A 19529-nucleotide genomic window follows, 5' to 3' on the forward strand; every position below is an offset into this window, starting at 1 on the left:
TCCCCTCCGTTTCTTCCACGCATCGCGCGCCGCCCCGCCCCGAGCCATGAACGATCGAGTCATTCATCCCAAGGCCGACACGCTGATGGACCTCCTCGCGCTCCGGGTGGAGACGCGCGCGGACTTCCCCGTCTACACGTTCCTGGAGGACGAGCCGGGGGAGCAGTCCGAGCTGACGCACGCGGGGCTCTTCACACGGGCGCGGCGCATTGGCGCGCGGCTGGCGGAGCGGCACGCGGGACAGCGGGTGATGCTGCTCTACCCGCCGGGTACTGAATACATCGCGGGGTTCTTCGGCTGCGTCCTGGGCGGCGCCGTGGCGGTGCCCGCGTATCCGCCGGATCCGGCGCGGCTGGAGCGCACGCTGCCGCGCCTGCGCGCCATCATCCGCGACGCCCAGGCGACGGTGGTGCTCACCACGTCCTTCATCCTGGAGCTGGCGGAGTACATCTTCGAGCTGGCGCCGGAGCTGCGGGACCTGGAGTGGATCGCCACCGACGCGCTGCCCGAGGGGCTGGAGGACGGCTGGCGGCGCCCGGAGCTGACGGCCGGGTCGCTGGCGTTCCTTCAGTACACGTCCGGCTCCACCGGCATGCCCAAGGGCGTGATGGTCCGCCACGGCAACCTCGTGGCCAACATGCGGATCATCACGCTGGGCCTGGACCTGCGGCAGGATGACCGGTGGGTGATGTGGCTGCCGCCGTACCACGACATGGGCCTCATCTCCGGCATCCTCAACCCGCTGTACGCGGGCAACCCGGTGACGCTCATGTCGCCGCTGTCCTTCCTCCGCAAGCCCCTGCGGTGGCTGGAGGCGATGTCGCGGCTTCGCGCCCAGGTGTCCGGTGGCCCCAACTTCGCGTTCGACCTGTGCGTGCGCAAGACGACGCCTGAGGAGCGGGCCACGCTGGACCTGAGCCACTGGCGCGGCGCCATGAACGGCGCGGAGCCCATCCGCCCGGACACGCTGGAGCGCTTCGCGCGGACCTTCGCGCCCCAGGGTTTCCGCATGGAGACCTTCATGCCGGGCTACGGCCTGGCGGAGGCGACGCTCGCCCTCACCGGCGGCGTGACGACCGCGCCCCCCGTGCTGCTCCCGGTGGTCGCCTCCAGCATGGAGGGCCACCGGCCCGTGCCCACGAGCGCGGACGCGCCGGAAGCCCGCGTGCTGGTGGGCAGCGGGAGGGTTCTGCCCGACCACGACATCCTGGTGGTGGAGCCACGGACGTGCCAGCTCCGGGCCCCCGGCGAGGTGGGCGAGCTCTGGGTGTCCGGCCCCAGCGTGGCCGCCGGCTACTGGAACCGGCCCGAGCTGTCCGAGGAGATCTTCCGTGCCCGTCTGGCGGATGGCACGGGCCCCTTCCTGCGCACGGGCGACATGGGCTTCATGCGGGACGGCGAGGTCTTCATCACCGGCCGCCGCAAGGACCTGATCATCGTCCGCGGCCGCAACCACTATCCCCAGGACCTGGAGCTGACGGCCGAGCGCAGCCACCCGGCGATCCGGCCGGGCTGCAACGCGGCCTTCTCCGAGGATGCGTCGGAGGGCGAGCGGGTGGTGATGGTCGTGGAGGTGGGTGACGAGACGGTGGAGGTGGAGGAGGTGGCCGCCGCGGTGCGCGCGGCCATGGAGCAGGAACACGAGCTGCGGATCGACACCGTGGTGCTGGTGCCCCACGGCGCGGTGCCCAAGACCTCCAGTGGCAAGCTGATGCGCAGCACGTGCCGGCAGTGGCTGGGCGAGGGCCAGATCCGGGTGGTGGGCCGCTCCGTGCTGACGCGCGCCTCCGCTGAGGACGCGAGCCCCGACGCCGGGCCCGGGCCTGACGTGGCCACGCTGCGGGCCATGCCCGTCGCCGAGCGGCAGCAGGCCCTGCTCGATTGGGTGCGGCGCGAGCTGGCGCGGGCCCTGCGCGCCCCGGTGTCGGCCGTGGAGCCGGCGGTCCGGGTGAGCCAGCTGGGACTGGACTCGCTGGGCATCGTGGAGCTGGGCCACGCCGTCGAGCAGCACCTGGGCGTGACGCTCCCGCTCCAGCGCGTGTTGAGCGGCCCCACGCCGGAGGAGCTCGCGGGCTTCCTCGTGCAGGCGCTCGACGCCGCGGAGCACGTGCCCGCCTCCGAGACGACGACGGTGGCGCCCGGGGACTACGCGCTCACCCCCGGCCAGTGGGGGCTCTGGTTCCAGCACCAGCTCTCCCCGCACACCACCGAGTACAACGTCACGCAGGCCTTGCGGATCCGCTCCGCGCTGGACGTGCCCGCGATGCAGCGCGCCTTCCAGTCCCTGGTGGACCGTCACGCCAGCCTGCGCACCCTCTTCGTCCGCGTGGAGGGCCAGCCCGTCCAGCGCATCCTGCCCCACGCGCCGGTCCACTTCGTCCACGAGGATGCCACCGCGTGGGACTCGGCGCGGCTGGAGCAGTTCCTGGGCGAAGAGGCGGCCCGGCCCTTCGACCTCGCCTCCGGGCCGTTGATGCGCGTGCACATCCTGGCGCGTCCCGCGGGCGAGCACGTGCTCATCCTGGGCGTCCATCACATCATCGTGGACCTGGTGTCCATGGCGGTGCTGCTCCACGACCTGGGCGCGCTGTACGAGGGCGAGCTCCGTCACCAGCCGCCGGCCCTGCCTCCGGTGCGTTTGGACATGCCCGGCGTCGAGCGTCAGCAGCGCGAAGTCCTCGCGCGCGACGGCGAGCGGCTGTGGGAGCACTGGCGGGAGCGGCTTGCCGGTGAGCCCACGCCGCTGGAGCTGCCCCGCTTCCGCGCGCGTCCGCCCGTGCAGACCTACGCGGGCGCGGCGCACGCCTTCCGGCTTCCGGCGCCGCTGGCCCAGCGGCTCTTCACGCTGGCCCGCGAGCGCGGCGTCACGCTCTTCACGCTGCTGCTCGCCTCGTTCCAGACGCTCCTGCATCGCTACACCGGGCAGGAGGACGTCTGGGTGGGCTCTCCCGTCAACGGCCGCCCCCGGCCGCAGCTGGCGAGCGTGGTGGGCTACCTGGTCAACCAGGTGGTGCTGCGCGGAGACCTGAGCGGCGAGCCGTCCTTCCTGGAGCTGCTGGAGCGCGCGCGGGGCGTGGTGGTGGACGCGCTGGCCCACCAGGAGCTGCCCTTCACCACGCTGGTGGACCGGCTGCGCGTGCGGCGCGATCCCAGCCGGCCTCCGCTCGCCCAGGTGGAGCTGGTGTTGCAGCGCGCGTCGCTGCCCGGCCAGGAGGACCTGAGCGGCTTCGCCCTGGATGAGAGCGGACTGCGGATGCGCCTGGGCGAGCTGGAGGTGGAGTCGCTCGCGCTCGCGCGGCACGTCGCCCCGTTCGACCTCACGCTGACGTTCGCCGAGGTGGAGGGCACGCTCGCGGGTTCGCTCCGCTACAACGTGGACCTGCTGGACGCGGCCACCGTGGTCCGCATGGCCGGGCACCTGGAGCGGCTGCTGGAGGGCATCGCGGAGGATCCCTCGCGGCCCATCTCCCGGCTGCCCCTGCTGTCGGCGGAGGAGCGCGAGGCGCTCACGCGTCCTCCCCGTTCGCTCCGCGTGGAGCCCCGGGGCGAGGCCACTCTGCATCAGCGCTTCGAGGCGCGCGCGGCGGAGCGGCCGGATGCCGTGGCGGTGACGCTCGAGGAGCGCTCGTGGACCTACGCGGAGCTGGACGCCCGCGCCAATCAGGTGGCCCACCATCTGGTGCACCAGGGCGTCGTGCCGGGCGCCCTGGTGGGGCTGTACCTGGAGCGTTCGCTGGACATGGTGGTGGCCGTGCTCGCCATCCTGAAGGCGGGGGCGGCGTACGTGCCCATCGACACGGCCTACCCCGCCGAGCGGGCCCGCTTCATGTTGGAGGACAGTCAGGCGCGCGTGCTGCTCACGCAGCGCCGGCTGGCAAACTCCCTCGGTGACGTGACGGTCCACGTGGTGGCGCTGGATGAGGAGTCGCCGGGCCTCACCGACGCGCCTCGCTCGCGGCCTGAGGTCGCGGTGTCGGGCGACCTGCTCGCGTACGTCATCTACACGTCGGGCTCCACGGGCCGCCCCAAGGGCGTGCAGGTGACGCACGCCAACGTCACGCGGCTCTTCGACGCCACCTGGGACGACTTCCGCTTCGACAGCTCCGACGTCTGGACCCTGTTCCACTCCATCGCGTTCGACTTCTCCGTGTGGGAGCTGTGGGGCGCGCTGCTGTACGGCGGCCGGCTGGTGGTGGTGCCGTACCGGGTGAGCCGCTCCCCGGAGGCCTTCCACGCGCTGCTGCGCGCCGAGCAGGTCACCGTCCTCAACCAGACGCCGTCCGCCTTCCGGTCGCTCATCCACGAGGACCTGGCGGCGCCCGCAGACGCCCTGGCCCTGCGCCACGTCATCTTCGGCGGCGAAGCCCTGCCGCTGGGCAGCCTGCGTCCCTGGTTCGAGCGCCACGGGGACGCGCGGCCCCGGCTGGTCAACATGTACGGCATCACCGAGACGACGGTGCACGTCACCTACCGGCCCCTGCGTGCGCGCGACGTGGACGAGGCGCCGGGCAGCGTGATTGGCGCACCCATCCAGGACCTTTCCCTGCTGCTGTTGGACAAGCACCAGCAGCCGGTGCCAGTGGGCGTGCCCGGTGAGTTGTATGTCGGCGGCGCGGGCGTCGCGCGCGGCTACCTCCAGCGGCCCGAGCTCAATCAGCAGCGCTTCCTGGACGACCCCTTCCGCCCCGGGACAGGCGCCCGTCTCTACCGCAGCGGAGACCTGGCTCGCGGACTGCCCGACGGCGACGTGGAGTACCTGGGCCGCCTGGATGATCAGGTGAAGGTGCGCGGCTTCCGCATCGAGCTGGGTGAGATGGAGAGCTCCATCGCCCGGCACCCCGCGCTGCGCGAAGTGGTGGTCGTGCCGCGCGAGGACGCCGCTGGCGAGAAGCAACTGGTGGCCTACGTGGTGGCGCGTCCGGATGCGCAAGCGCCCACCGTGGGCGAGCTGCGCGCCTTCCTGCGCGAGCGGCTGCCCGAGCACATGGTGCCCGCCGCCTTCGTCTTCCTGGACACCCTCCCGCTCACCGCCAACGGCAAGGTGAACCGCCGCGCGCTGCCCGCTCCGGAGCGCCTGCGCCCTTCGTTGAGCGAGGGCTACGTGGCGCCCACCAACGACCTGGAACGGCTGCTGTGCCAGGTGTGGAGCGAGGCGCTGGGCGTGGATCAGGTGGGCGTGGACGACAACTTCTTCGAGCTGGGAGGCGACTCCATCCGCAGCCTGCGCGTGGTGGCGCGAGCCCGCGAGCGGGGGCTCACGCTCAGCGTGGCGGAGATGTTCGACCACCAGACGGTGGGCGCGCTGGCCCAGGCGCTGCGCCGCTCGGGTGAGACCGCCGTCCGCACCGAACCCTTCTCGCTGGTGTCCGACGCGGACCTCGCGGTGCTGCCCGCGGGCCTCTCGGACGCCTATCCGCTGTCACGGTTGCAGGCGGGCTTCGTGTTCCACGCGGAGCTGCGCCAGGGCTACGAGGTGTACCTGACCAGCTTCCACGTCCGCGTGCGCTTCGACGAGGACGCGCTGCGCCGGGCACTCGAACAGCTGGCGCGGCGCCACCCCATGCTGCGCTCGGCCTTCGACGTCTCCTTCAGCGAGCCGTTGCAGCTGGTGTACGCGCACGCGCAGGCGCCGCTCGCGGTGTTCGACTGGCGGGAGCGCCCGGAGAAGGAGCAGCGTCAGGACTTCAAGGCCTGGAGCCAGGCCGAGCGCCGTCTGGGCTTCACCTGGCGCGCGCCGCCGCTTATCCGGATCAACGTCCACCGCCTCACCGACGACGATTTCCGCATCACCCTGTCCGAGCCCTTCCTGGACGGCTGGAGCGTGGCCTCACTGTGGTCGGAGCTGCTCCGGCTCTACGTGGCGTCGCTGGACGGCCCGACGCCGGTGGAGCCTCCGCCCGCCACCACCTACCGGGACTTCATCGCCCTGGAGCGGGCGGCGCTGGCCTCCGAGGCGTCGAAGAACTTCTGGGCCCGGGAACTGTCCCGGCTGGAGCGCGCTCCGCTCATGCCCTGGCCTCTGGCCGAAGGTGAGCCGGCCGGACAGCACCTGCGGATCATCTTCCCGGTGGCCGACGAGGTGCTCACCGGCCTCAAGCAGATCGCCACCGAGACGACCCTCCCGCTCAAGAGCGTCCTCGTCGCCGCGCACGCTCGCGTCGTCGCACTGCTGACCGGGAAGGACGAGGTGGTGACGGGCATCATCGCCAACGGACGCCCGGAGGTTCCCGGCGGCGATCAGGTGCTGGGCATCTTCCTCAACACGCTGCCGCTGTGCATGGACCTGGCGGGAGGGTCGTGGCTGGACCTGACGCGCGATGCCTTCGAGGCGGAGCGCGCCCGGCTGCCGCACCGGCGCTTCCCGCTGGCGGAGCTGCAGAAGACCTTCGGAGGCGGTCAGCCCCTCTTCGACACGGCCTTCAACTTCACCCAGTTCCACATCCTGGACCGGCTGCGCGAGCTGCGCGGGCTGGAGGTCCTGGACATGATGGCCACCGACCAGACGTACTTCGCCTGGACGGCCTACTTCAACGTCAACACGGCCAGCACCGAGCTGCACATCGCCCTGGACTGCAACGGCCTGGGCGCCGAGCAGGTGGAGTCCATCAAGGCGCATTACCTGAGCGTGCTCGGCGCCATGTCGAAGGCGCCTCAGGGCCGCTACGACCGGGCGGAGCTGCTGCCCGAGCGCGAGTGGCAGCAGCTGCGCGCGTGGAGTGGGACGCGCGCCGACCTTTCGGGGGAGACGTGCGTCCACCACCTGGTGGAGGCGCAGGCCGCGCGCACGCCGGACGCGGTGGCGCTGGTGCACGAGGCGCGGCGGATCACCTACGGCGAGCTGGAGTCGCGCACGCGCCAGCTGGCGTACACGCTTCGTGAGCTTGGCGTGGGCCCGGAGACGCGCGTCGCCGTGTGCCTGGAGCGCACGCCCGAGCTCGTCATCGCCCTGCTGGGTGTGATGCGCGCGGGCGGCGCCTACGTCCCGTTGGATCCGGCCTACCCCGCGGAGCGGCTGGCGTTCATGCTGGAGGACTCCCAGGCGCCGGTGCTGATCACCACGGCGAAGCTGGAGGGGACGCTGCCCTCGCACGGAGCGCGGGTCGTCCGGTTGGAGGCAGGCGCGGAGGTTCCCGCGTCGCTGGCTCCGCTGGCGCCCGCGAGCACCGGGCCGGACTCCCTGGCCTACGTCCTCTACACGTCCGGCTCCACCGGCCGGCCCAAGGGCGTGGCGCTGGAGCACCGCGGCGCGGCGGCCTTCCTGCGCTGGGCGCTGTCGGTGTTCTCGCGCGAGCAGCTGTCCGGTGTGCTGGCCGCGACGTCGTTCTGCTTCGACCTGTCCTTCTTCGAGATGTTCGCTCCGCTGGCACGGGGAGGCACCGTCATCCTCGCGGACAACGCGCTGGCGTTGGCGGGGCTCGCGGCGGCGGGTGAGGTGACGCTCGTCAACACGGTGCCGTCGGCCATGACGGAGCTGGTGCGGGCCGGTGCACTGCCCGCTTCCCTGCGCACGGTGAACCTGGCGGGCGAGGCGCTCCCGGGCTCGCTGGTGGCGGACCTGTACCGCACGGGCCACGTGGAGCACGTCTTCAACCTGTACGGCCCCACGGAGGACACCACCTACTCCACGTTCACGCGGGTTCCCCAGGACGCGCGCAGCGAGCCCACCATCGGGCGCCCGCTGCCCGGCACCTCCGCATGGGTGCTGGATGCGCGGGGACGCCCCGTGCCCCTGGGCGTCCCCGGCGAGCTGCACCTGGGAGGCGCGGGGCAGGCCCGTGGGTATCTCCACCGGCCTGAGCTCACCGCGGAGCGGTTCATCCCCCATTCGCTCTCACGCGAGCCCGGCGCGCGGCTCTACCGCACCGGCGACCTGGTCCGGCAGCTGCCGGATGGCGACCTGGAGTACCTGGGCCGCATCGACAACCAGGTGAAGGTGCGCGGCTTCCGCATCGAGCTGGGCGAGGTGGAGTCGGTGCTCCGCGCCCATCCGTCCGTGCGGGATGTCGTCGTCCACGCGCGCTCGGAGGCTCCGGGCGAGAAGCGGCTGGTGGCCTACGTCGTGGCCCAGCCCGGCCACGTGCCGGACGCGGCGGTCCTCAAGGAAGCAGTGCAGCGGCACCTGCCCCGCTACATGGTGCCGTCCGCTTTCGTCCCCCTGGCCGCGCTGCCCCTCACGCCCAACGGCAAGGTGGACCGCAAGGCGCTGCCCGCGCCGGAGGCGGCCGCGGCGGAGTCCGGCACCGTCGCGCCGCGCACCTTCACCGAGGAGCTGTTGGCCTCCGTGTGGGCACGCGTCCTGCGCGTGGAGCGCGTGGGTGCGTATGACCACTTCTTCGAGCTGGGCGGGCACTCGCTGCTGGCCACCCAGGCTGTCTCGCGGATCCGCGAGGCGCTTCAGGTGGAGCTGCCGCTGAGCAGCCTCTTCGAGGCCCCGACCCTGGCGGCGCTCGCGGAGAAGGTGGATGCGCTGCGCGCGGCCAGGCAGGGCCGGCAGTCGCCTCCGCTCTCACCGGCGGAGCGCACCGGGCCCCTGGCGCTGTCCTTCGCGCAGCAGCGCCTCTGGTTGCTAGAGCAGTTGGAGCCGGGCAGCGTCGCGTACAACGTGCCAGCCGCCGTGCGCGTCAGCGGAGCGCTGGACGTGGAGTCCCTGCGCCGTGGCTTCTCCGCCCTCACCTATCGCCACGAGTCCCTGCGCACCACCTTCCACGAGGGCGTGGAGGGACCCGAGCAGCGCATCGCCGACTCGCTGGCTCCCGACTTCACGGTCATCGATGTGTCGGCGCGCTCCCCTTCGGAGCGCGAGGCGGAGGTCCAGCACCGGGCCACCGCGGAGGCGTGCCGGCCCTTCGACCTGACGCGCGGTCCCCTGCTGCGCGTCACGCTGCTGCGCCTGGCCGAGCGCGAACATGTGCTGCTGCTGACGATGCACCACATCGTCTCCGACGGCTGGTCCATGAACGTGCTCGTCGAGGACCTGATGGCCCTCTACGCGGCGTTCACCCGGGGCCAGCCCTCGCCGCTCTCCGACCTGCCCATCCAGGTCGCGGACCACGCCGCGTGGCAGCGGCGGTGGCTGCGGGACGAGGCGCTGGAGACGCAGCTGTCGTACTGGCGTCAGCAGTTGGGGGACGCGCCGCGAATCCTGGAGCTGCCCACCGACAAGCCGCGCCCCGCGGTCCAGTCCCTCCAGGGCGCGAGCTGGTTCGTCCACCTGCCCCGCGAGCTGTCCGGCGCGGTCGAGGCGCTGAGCCGGCGTGAAGGCGTCACCCCGTTCATGGTGCTGCTGTCCGCGTTCGAGGTGGTGCTGCACCGGTACTCGGGCCAGGACGACCTCTGCATCGGCATGCCTGTCGCCAGCCGGAGCCGCGTCGAGCTGGAGGATTTGATTGGCTTCTTCGCCAACACGCTCGTGCTGCGCACGCGTCTGGAGGATGCGATCTCCTTCCGGGAGCTGCTCACGCGCGTGCGCACGGCGGCGCTCGGGGCCTACGCGCACCAGGACGTGCCCTTCGAGAAGCTGGTGGAGGAGCTCCAGCCCCGGCGCGACCTGAGCCGCTCACCGCTGTTCCAGGTGATGTTCACGTTCCAGAACAACCGCCTGCCGGAGACCGCCCACGCGGGCCTCGAACTGCACCGGCTGGACGTGGATCACGGCACCTCCAAGTTCGACCTGGAGCTGGTGCTGACCGCGTCCGACGACGGCCTGCGCGGCCGCTTCGAGTACAGCACCGACCTGTTCGAGGAGGCGACCATCGCGCGCCTCACCCAGCACCTGCGCACGGTGCTGGAGGCCGCCGTCGCGCGCCCTGAGGCGCCCCTGGCCTCACTGCCCCTCATGCCCGAGGCCGAGCAGCGCCAGGTGCTCCTCGACTTCAACCGCACCCACGCCGACGTGCCCCTCGACGTCTGCTTCCACCAGCTCTTCGAGGCTCAGGCCGACCGCGCTCCCGACGCTGTCGCCGTCCGCGACGCGTCTTCTTCCTTCAGCTACCGCGCCCTCGACGCTCGCTCCAACCGCCTCGCCCACCTCCTCGTCGCCTCCGGCGTCCAGCCCGACTCCCTCGTCGCCCTGCTGGCTCCTCGTGGCTGCGACTTCGTCGCCTCCAACCTCGGCGTCCTCAAGGCCGGCGCGGCCTGGCTTCCGCTCGACCCGCTCCATCCGCCCCAGCGCCTCGCCCAGATTCTCTCCCTCAGCCGCGCTCCCTTCGTCCTCGTCGCTGACGTCTTCGCGCCGCTGCTGGCGTCCGCCATTGCGCTGCTTTCCGAGGGTGCACGTCCTCGCGTCCTTTCGCTCGAAGCGTCCCTGTGCGCGGACGTTCCTTCTTCGCGACTCGCCCCTCGCGCGTCTCCTTCGCACCTCGCCTACGTCATCTTCACCTCTGGCTCTACCGGCACCCCCAAGGGCGCCATGGTCGAGCAGCGCGGCATGCTCAACCACCTGCATGCCAAGGTGCTTGCTCTCGGCCTCGGGCCCAAGGACGTCGTCGCCCAGACGGCTTCCCAGTGCTTCGACATCTCCGTCTGGCAGTCCTTCGTCGCTCTGCTCGTCGGTGGCCAGACGCTGGTGCTTGGCGATGACGTCGCGCACTCGCCTTCCGCCCTCCTCGACTCCCTGGAGGCCCACGCCGTCTCCATCGTCGAGTCCGTGCCCTCGCTGCTGAATGCCCTGCTCGAGGAGGCTGACTCTCGCGGCTCCGCACGTCCCGCCCTCTCGCGCCTTCGCTTCATGCTTCCTACGGGCGAGGCCCTTCCCGCCGAAACCGCTCGCCGCTGGCTCCTCGCCTGGCCCTCCATTCCCCTCGTCAACGCCTACGGCCCCACCGAGTGCTCCGACGACGTCACTCACGCCTTCCTCTCTTCCCCTCCGGCCTCTTCCGTCGTCCCCATCGGACGCCCCGTCTGCAACACCCGCCTCTACGTCCTCGACTCGCTCCTGCGCCCCTGCCCCCTCGGCATCCCCGGGGAGCTCTTCGTCGCGGGCACAGGTGTCGGCCGCGGGTACCTCTTCGACGCCTCCCGCACCGCCGTCTCCTTCATCCCTGACCCTTTCTCCTCCTCGCCTGGCGCGCGCCTCTACCGCACTGGCGACCGCGTCCGCTGGCTGCCCGACGGCTCTCTCGACTTCCTGGGCCGCATCGACTTCCAGGTGAAGCTGCGCGGCTTCCGCATCGAGCTGGGTGAAATCGAAGCCTCTCTGCGCCAGCTGCCCGCCGTGCGTGACGTCGTCGTCCTCGTTCGCCAGGACTCCCCCGGCGACGCGCGTCTCGTCGCGTACGTCACGCCCAAGGCAGATGCCTCGCTGGAAGTGGAAGCCCTCAAGCTCCACCTGAGTCAGGGGCTTCCCGAGTACATGGTGCCCGCCGCCTTCGTGGTGCTGGACGCCCTGCCCCTCAGCGCCAACGGCAAGGTGGACCGCAAGGCCCTTCCTCTCCCCGACGCCGACGCCTCCCGCGCCTCCTCCTTCGTCCCGCCCCGCACGCGCACCGAGGCCCTTCTCTGCGGCCTCTTCGCTCGCCTGCTGCGGCTGGAGCGCGTCGGCATTCACGACGACTTCTTCGCTCTCGGTGGCCACTCACTCCTCGCCACCCGCCTCGTCGCCCATGTGCGCGAAGCCCTCGGTCTGGAGCTGCCCCTTCGCGCTCTCTTCGAGGCCTCTTCTCCCGCGCTCCTCGCCCAGCGCCTAGACGCACTTCGCGCTTCCTCCTTCTCTTCCTCCGCGCCCCCTCTTCGCCCCTCACCCCGCGATGGCGCGCCTCCGGCTCTCTCCTTCGCCCAGCAGCGACTCTGGTTCCTCGACCGCTGGCAGCCCCAAAGCGCCTTCTACAACATCCCCTCCGCGCTCCGGCTCACCGGCCCCCTTCATCTCTCCGCGCTCCAATCCGCCTTCGACGAACTGATCCGCCGTCACGAGTCGTTCCGGACGACGTTCCAGGACGGCCCCGAGGGCCCGGTGCAGCTCATCCACCCGGTGCTCACGTCTCCGCTCACCCTGGTGGATCTGCGCGAGCTGTCTTCCGAGCAGCGCGAACCGGAAGCGCTCCGCATCGCCAGTGACGAGGCCCGGCGGCCCTTCGATCTCGCGCATGGACCGCTGCTGCGCACCACGCTGGTTCGGCTCGACGTGGAACACCACGTGCTGGTGGTGGTGATGCATCACATCATCTCCGACGGCGGATCCTCGGAGGTGGTGCTGCGCGAGCTGGCCGCGCTCTACGATGCCTTCCTTCGCGATGAGGCGTCGCCGCTTCCGCCGCTGCCGGTGCAGTACGCGGACTACGCCGTATGGCAGCGCTCCTGGATCCAGGGCAACGTGCTCGACGCGCAGCTCGGCTGGTGGCGCCAGCAACTCCACGGCGCGCCGCATGCGCTGCGACTGCCCACGGACCGTCCGCGTCCGGCATTGCAGACGTTCAACGGTGCCCTCCTCACCCGGGTGCTGCCGCGCACGCTCTCCGAAGCGCTGCGCGCGTTCCACCGCGCTGAAGGCGTCACCCCGTTCATGACCCTGCTGGCGGCCACACAGGCGCTGCTGCATCACTACTCGGGTCAGGACGACTTCACCGTGGGCGCTCCCGTCTCCGGCCGCACACATGCCGGGATGGAGGCGCTCGTCGGATTCTTCGTCAACACGCTGGTGCTGCGTGCCCGGTTCGATCCACGCATCAGCTTCCGGGAGCTGCTCGCCCAGGCGCGCGAGTCCACGCTGGGCGCGCTCGCGCACCAGGACGTGCCCTTCGAGAAGCTGGTGGAGGCGCTCCAGCCCGAGCGCGACCTCAGCCGCTCACCCCTCTTCCAGGTGATGGTGGCCTACCAGCAGGACCTGCACGTCGAGCAGGCCCTGCCCGGCCTCATCACGCGCCCGGTGCCCCTGGATGGACAGGGCGCCAAGTTCGACCTGACCGTCTCCTTCACCGACACCAACGAAGGCCTCCGCGCGTCGTTCGAATACAACACCGACCTCCATGACGAGGCGACGGTGGCGCGCATGGCGGACCACCTGTCCGGGTTGCTCACCGATGTCATCGCCGCGCCGGCCCGCCCGCTCGCCTCGCTGTCACTCCTTCCGGGACAAGAGCGTCATCAGGTGCTGGTGGAGTGGAACGCCAGCGACGTGGCCTTCCCCCAGAACCTGCTCGTCCACCAGATCTTCGAAGCCCAGGTGGCCCGCACTCCCGAGGCTGCCGCTCTCGCCGCTGGCGACGACACCCTCTCCTTCCAGCAGCTCGACGAACGCGCCAACCAACTCGCCTGGCATCTGCTCTCGCTCGGCGTCGGTCCCGAAACCCGCATCGCGCTCTGCGTCGAGCACTCCTTCGACCTCGTCGTCTCGATGCTCGCCGTCCTCAAGGCCGGTGGCGCCTGGGTGCCCCTGGATCCGACCCTGCCCGCGGACCGCCTCGCGTTCATGCTCGCCGACTCCGGCGCTCGCGTGGTCCTCACCCAGGAGCGCTTGAAGTCCGTGCTGCCCGCCCATGCCGGCCCTTTGGTGTGCGTGGACGCGGATTGGAGTCAGGTGGCCTCGCGATCCACCCAGCCACCTCCTCCCCGCTCCCTGCCCGACTCGCTCGCCTACGTGATCTACACCTCCGGCTCCACCGGTAGGCCCAAGGGCACCCTCCTCACCCACCGCGGCCTCTCCAACACCGCCCTCGCCGCCGTTCGCGAGCACCGCTTCGACTCCTCCTCCCACGTCCTCCAGTTCGCCTCCATCGGCTTCGATGCCTGCGTCTGCGAGGTCTTCTCTTCCCTCCTCGCGGGTGCCTGCCTCCATCTCGCCCCTCGCGAGCAGCTCCTCCCAGGGCCGCCCCTCCACTCCCTGCTCCGCTCCCGCTCCATCTCCGCCGTCACCCTCACCCCGTCCGTCCTCGCTCAGCTCGACCCCACGGGCCTCGACTCCCTGCGCACCGTCATCTCCGCGGGTGAGGCGCTCCCGGCTTCCGTCGCCTCACGCTGGGCTCACCCCCAGCGCCTCCTGCTCAACGCCTACGGCCCCACTGAAGTGACTGTCTGCGCTTCCATCGAATCGCAGCTCATTCCCTCCCAGCCCACCATCGGCGCTCCGTTCCCCAACGTCCGCCTCTTCGTCCTCGACTCCCTCCTTCGCCCCGTCCCCATCGGTCTCCCCGGTGAGCTCTTCGTCTCCGGCCCCGGCGTTGCTCGCGGCTACCTCGGCCAGCCCTCGCTCACCGCGGAGAAGTTCATTCCCCATCCGTTCTCGCGCGAGCCGGGCGAGCGCCTCTACCGCACCGGCGACCGTGTCCGCTGGCTGCCCTCCGGACGCCTCGAGTTCCTCGGTCGCCTCGACTCCCAGGTGAAGCTGCGCGGCTTCCGTATCGAGCCCACCGAAGTCTCCTCGCTCCTTCGCGACCACTCCTCCGTCCTCGACGCCTTCACCCTCCTTCGCGAAGACCCTCCCCCCCTCACCCGCCTCGTCTCCTACGTCGTCTCGCGTGATCCCGGGCGCGATCCGGCGGCGCTCCGCTCGTTCCTGCGCGAGCGCGTGCCGGAGTACATGGTGCCGGCGGCGTTCGTGTTCCTGGACGCGCTGCCCCTCACCGCCAGCGGCAAGGTGGACACACGCGCGCTGCCTGCTCCCGACGAGACCCATGTCGGCGGCGGTCAGGGTTACGTGGAGCCGCAGGGCGATCTGGAGCGCACGCTGGCCGCCCTCTGGTGCGAGCTGCTGGGCCTCAAGCGCGTGGGACGCCATGAGCGCTTCTTCGACGTGGGCGGCAACTCCCTGCTCATCGTCCGCGTGCAGGAGCGCCTCCAGACGACGCTGGACCTGCGGCTCTCCCTGCCCGTGCTCTTCCAGTACCCCACCATCGCGGGCCTGGCCGAACACCTGTCCCAGTCCGGCGGAGGCTCGCGGCTGGAGTCCAGCCAGGAGCGCGGCGAGGGCCGCAAGGAGCGCATGGATCAACAGCGGGAGCAGCGACTGAGCCGCCGCAAGAAGGGAAGCGCGTGATGGCTCAGGACCCTTCGTCCCCGTCCGAGTCCGTCGCCATCGTCGGCATGGCGCTGCGCGTCCCGGGTGCTCGCGATCCCGAATCCTTCTGGCGGTTGATCGACGACGGCGTGGAGCCGCGCACGTCCTTCTCCGACGCGGAGCTGGAGGCGGCCGGAGTGCCGCGCGCCGTGCGCGAGCAGCCGGGCTACGTGCGCGAGGGCTTCGTCCTGGACGGCGTTGCCGCCTTCGACGCGGCCTTCTTCGGCTACAGCCCCCGGGAGGCGGAGCTGCTGGATCCCCAGCACCGCCTCTTCCTGGAGTGCGCATGGGAGGCGCTGGAGCGCTCCGGCCATGGGGACGCACGCGGACGAGGCGCCACGTCCGTCTTCGCGGGCGAGGGGCGGAGCACCTACCTCATCGCGAACCTGCTGACCCGGCCAGACCTGGTGGCGGCGCAGGGCCTGTTCTCGCTGATGGTGGCCAACGAGAAGGACTTCCTCGCCACGCGCGTCTCCCACCGCCTGGACCTGCGCGGCCCGAGCCTCACCGTGCAGACAGCGTGCTCCACGTCGCTGGTGGCGGTGCACCTGGCCTGCCAGAGCCTGCTGTCCGGCGAGTCGGATCTGTCGCTCGCGGGCGGCGTCGCGCTGGCGCTGCCTCAGCGCGCCGGCTACGCGTATCGGGACGGGGGCATCCTCTCCCCGGATGGACGCTGCCGTCCCTTCGACGCTCGGGGCGAAGGCACCATTGGTGGTTCGGGCGTGGCGGTGGTGGCGCTCAAGCGGCTGTCGGACGCGCTGGAGGCGGGAGACCGCATCCACGCCGTCATCCGCGGGTCGGCCATCAACAACGACGGCGCGGACAAGGTGGGCTTCACCGCGCCCAGCGTGGACGGACAGTCCCAGGTCATCTCCGAAGCGCTCGCGGTGGCGTGCGTGGATCCCGACTCAATTCAGTACGTGGAGGCCCATGGGACGGCCACCCAACTGGGAGACCCCATTGAAGTGGCCGCGCTCAACCAGGTGTTCCAGGGACTGCCTCGGGGCTCCATCGCCCTGGGCTCGGTAAAGAGCAACCTGGGCCACATGGACGCGGCGGCCGGCGTGGTGAGCCTCATCAAGACGGCGCTGGCGCTGGAGCACCGGCGGCTTCCCCCCAGCCTGCACTTCCAGAATCCCAACCCGCGCGTCCCGTTCGACGACGGTCCCTTCGCCGTCAACACCGCGTCGCGGTCGTGGCCCGGCGCGAAGTCCCGGCGCGCGGGAGTGAGCTCCTTCGGCATGGGCGGCACCAACGCGCACGTGGTGCTGGAGGAGGCACCCACGCCCGCGCCGCGCACGCCCGCGCAGCGCACGTGGCAGCTCCTGGCCCTGTCCGCTCGGACTGCGCCCGCGCTGGAGGAGACGACAGGCCGGCTGGCCACGCACCTGGAGCAGCACCCGGAGGTTGCGCTGGCGGACGTCGCCCACACGCTAATGGTGGGACGCCGTCGCTTCGAACACCGGCGGGTGCTGGTGTGCCAGGACGCGCGCGAGGCCCGGGAGGCGCTGGCGGCACGCGACGCGCGGCTGCTCACGGAGGTCGCGGGGGACGGACGATGCTCGGTGGCGTTCCTCTTCCCCGGCCAGGGCTCGCACCACGTGGACATGGGCCGCGGCCTGTACGCGGCGGAGCCCCGCTTCCGCGAGCACGTGGACGCGTGCTGCGAGCGCTTCGCCCCGCACCTGGGCTCCGACTTGCGGCGCATCCTCTTCCCGGCCGCGTCGGAGCACGCGGAGGCCACTCGGAAGCTGGAGCAGACGACGTTCGGCCACCCGGCGCTCTTCACCATCGAGTACGCGCTGGCGCGCTGGTGGACGGACATGGGCGTTCGGCCGCAGGCGCTCATCGGCCACAGCGTCGGCATGTACGCGGCGGCCTGTGTGGCGGGCATCTTCACGCTGGAAGACGCCACGGCGATGTTGGCGCTGCGCGCCCGGCTCATCCAGCAGCTGCCTGCGGGGGCCATGCTGTCCGTGTCACTCCCTGAAGCAGAGGTTCGCCCGCTACTGGTGGGAAGGCCGGTGGGCATCGCCGCCAGCAACGCGCCCTCGCTGTGCGTCGTGTCCGGTCCCCCCGACGCCGTGCACGCGGTCCAGGCGGAGCTGATGGCGCGCGGCGTGGAGTGCCGCATGCTGCACAGCACCTACGCCGGCCACTCCGCGATGCTGGAGCCAATGCTGCGGCCCCTGGAAGAGGCGCTGCGCCGCGTGCGCCTGTCGCCTCCGTCCATCCCCTGCGTCTCCAACCTCACCGGCACCTGGCTCACCGACGCGGAGGCGACGGATCCGCGCGCGTGGGCGGAACAGGTGCGGCGACCGGTGCGCTTCGCGGAAGGCGTGGCGGCGCTGCTCGAGGAGCCGGACCGGCTGCTGTTGGAGGTGGGGCCGGGGCAGGCGCTGACGATGCTGGCGCGGCAGGCCACGAACGCGGCGGGGCGAACGATTGTCGCCTCGATGCGCCGGCCGCAGGATCCGCAGCCGGATGCCGCGGTGCTCCTGAACGCCGTGGGGCGGCTGTGGCTTGCAGGCGCGGAGCTGGACGTGGAGCGGCTCCAGGGTCCGGGCGAGCACCGCCGCGTCGAGCTGCCGCCCTATCCCTTCCAGCAGGAGGACTACTGGCTGGAGGCCGTGGCGGGAACGCACTCGGCGGCGGATCCCCGGACGGCCGGGACGGCGCTCCGCAAGCGGGACGACGCGGCGGAGTGGTTCTACCAGCCGGCCTGGAAGCCCACGCCGCCACCTGCCCCTTCGGCCACGGGTGGCGAGCGCGTGCTGGCCTTCGTCGACGCCACCGGCTTCGGCGCGGAGCTGGCGGCGCGGCTGGAGGCGGGGGGCTCGGAGGTGGTGCGGGTGGTGCCCGCGTCCGGATTCTCCCAACGGGACGTGCGCACCTTCGAGATCGTGCCGGGCGAACCCGCGCACTACCGCGCGCTGCTGGAGGCCGTGGGCACGCCTCGGCGGGTGGTGCACGCATGGGGCCTGGGCCCCGCCATCGGTGGGGATGAAGACGCGGCGCTCGCCACTGAGCTGGAGCGGGGCTTCCACGGTCTCGTCGCCCTACTGCGAGCGCTCCAGGCCCAGCCGGTCGATGGGCCGGTGGACGTCGTGGTGCTGGTGAGTGGCGCGCTGGAGGTGACGGGGGACGAGCCGCTGGTGCCCGCCCGCGCGCTCGTGGTGGGCCCCTGCAAGGTGGTTCCGCAGGAGCACATGGGGCTGCGCACGCGCTGCATCGACGTGCGCCTGCCCGAGGACTCAGCGAAGCAAGCGGGCCTGCTGGAGCGGTTGGTGGCGGAGGTGCGCCTGGACGCGGCGGAGCCCGTGGTGGCCTGGCGCGGATCGCGCCGCTACGCCGAACACTTCGAGGCGACGCGGCTGCCCTCCGCGAGCGCGGACACAGCGCCGCTGCGCGAAGCGGGCGTGTACCTGCTGACCGGAGGCCTGGGGCGGATCGGCCTGGGCCTGGCCGATCACCTTGCGGCTGCGGTGCGGGCGCGGCTGGTGCTGGTGGGCCGCTCGCCCTTCCCCTCGCCGGAGGAATGGGACGCGTGGCTGCGCGCGCACGGCGAGGAGGATGACGTGTCGCGGAAGATTCATCGCCTGCGGGCGATGGAGGCCCGTGGCGCGCAGGTGCTGGTGCTGTCGGCGGATGTGTCCCGGCGGGCGGAGCTGGAGTCCGTGGTGGCCCGCGCGCGGGCGCGCTTCGGGGCACTGCATGGCGTGGTGCACTCCGCGGGCATCATTGGCGCGCGGACGTCAGTGCCGCTGGTGGACATGGATCGCGAGCGCTGCGAGGAGCAGCTCGCGGCCAAGGTGCATGGCACCCGGTGGCTCACGGCCGCGCTGGCCGGCGGGCCGCCGCCGGACTTCGTGGTGTTGCAGTCCTCGCTGTCCACCGTGCTGGGCGGCCCGGGGTTCAGCGCCTACGCGGCGGCCAATGCCTTCATGGACACGCTGGCGTGCGAGCGCGCTCGGACGGGCGGGACGCAATGGCTCAGCGTGGACTGGGACGGCTGGCATCAGGACGGTGAAGTGCCTGGCGCGTCGGACATGACACTCGACGAAGGCTCGGACGCCCTGCGACGGCTGTTGTCCGCGCGAGCCGAGGGCCGTTGGGCGGTGTCCACCACGGACCTCTCCGCGCGGCAGGCGATGTGGCTGCGGCGCGAGCGCACCGGCACTGCGCCGGCCACGAGCACGGGAACCGGGCACTCGCGGCGCGGCGTGCGGACCGCTTTCGTGGCGCCCCGGGATTCCGTCGAGCAGGGGATCGCCGCCATCTGGGCGGAGCTGCTCGGCGTCGCGGAGCCGGGCATCCACGACGACTTCTTCGAGCTGGGCGGACACTCGCTGGTGGGCGCGCAGGTCGTGGCGCGCGTCCGTCAGGCGTTCCAGGTGGAGCTGCGCCTGGGGACGCTCTTCGAGACACCCACCATCGCGGGCATGGCCGTGGCCATCGTCAAAAGCCGCACCGAGAACATGAGCGAGGAAGAGCTGGAGTCCCTCCTGTCCGAGCTGGAGTGAGCCGCTCCCCCTCTTCG

Annotated in this window: 2 protein-coding genes; both read left to right on the forward strand. The window is 71.7% G+C overall.

Going from position 1 to position 19529, the window contains the following annotated elements; all coding sequences use genetic code 11:
* Positions 1-46 precede the first annotated feature (46 nt).
* Positions 47-14968, forward strand: coding sequence for a non-ribosomal peptide synthase/polyketide synthase (locus tag D7X99_RS02590; protein ID WP_121776327.1), 14922 nt, complete (start codon positions 47-49; stop codon positions 14966-14968).
* On the forward strand, positions 14968-19512 hold the full coding sequence (locus tag D7X99_RS02595; protein ID WP_121776328.1) for a type I polyketide synthase: 4545 nt from the start codon (positions 14968-14970) through the stop codon (positions 19510-19512). The genes D7X99_RS02590 and D7X99_RS02595 overlap by 1 nt, the downstream gene beginning before the upstream one ends.
* Positions 19513-19529: the final 17 nt, after the last annotated feature.

The sequence above is a fragment of the Corallococcus sp. AB032C genome, assembly GCF_003668935.1.
In the GTDB taxonomy this organism is placed as follows: Bacteria; Myxococcota; Myxococcia; order Myxococcales; family Myxococcaceae; genus Corallococcus; species Corallococcus exiguus.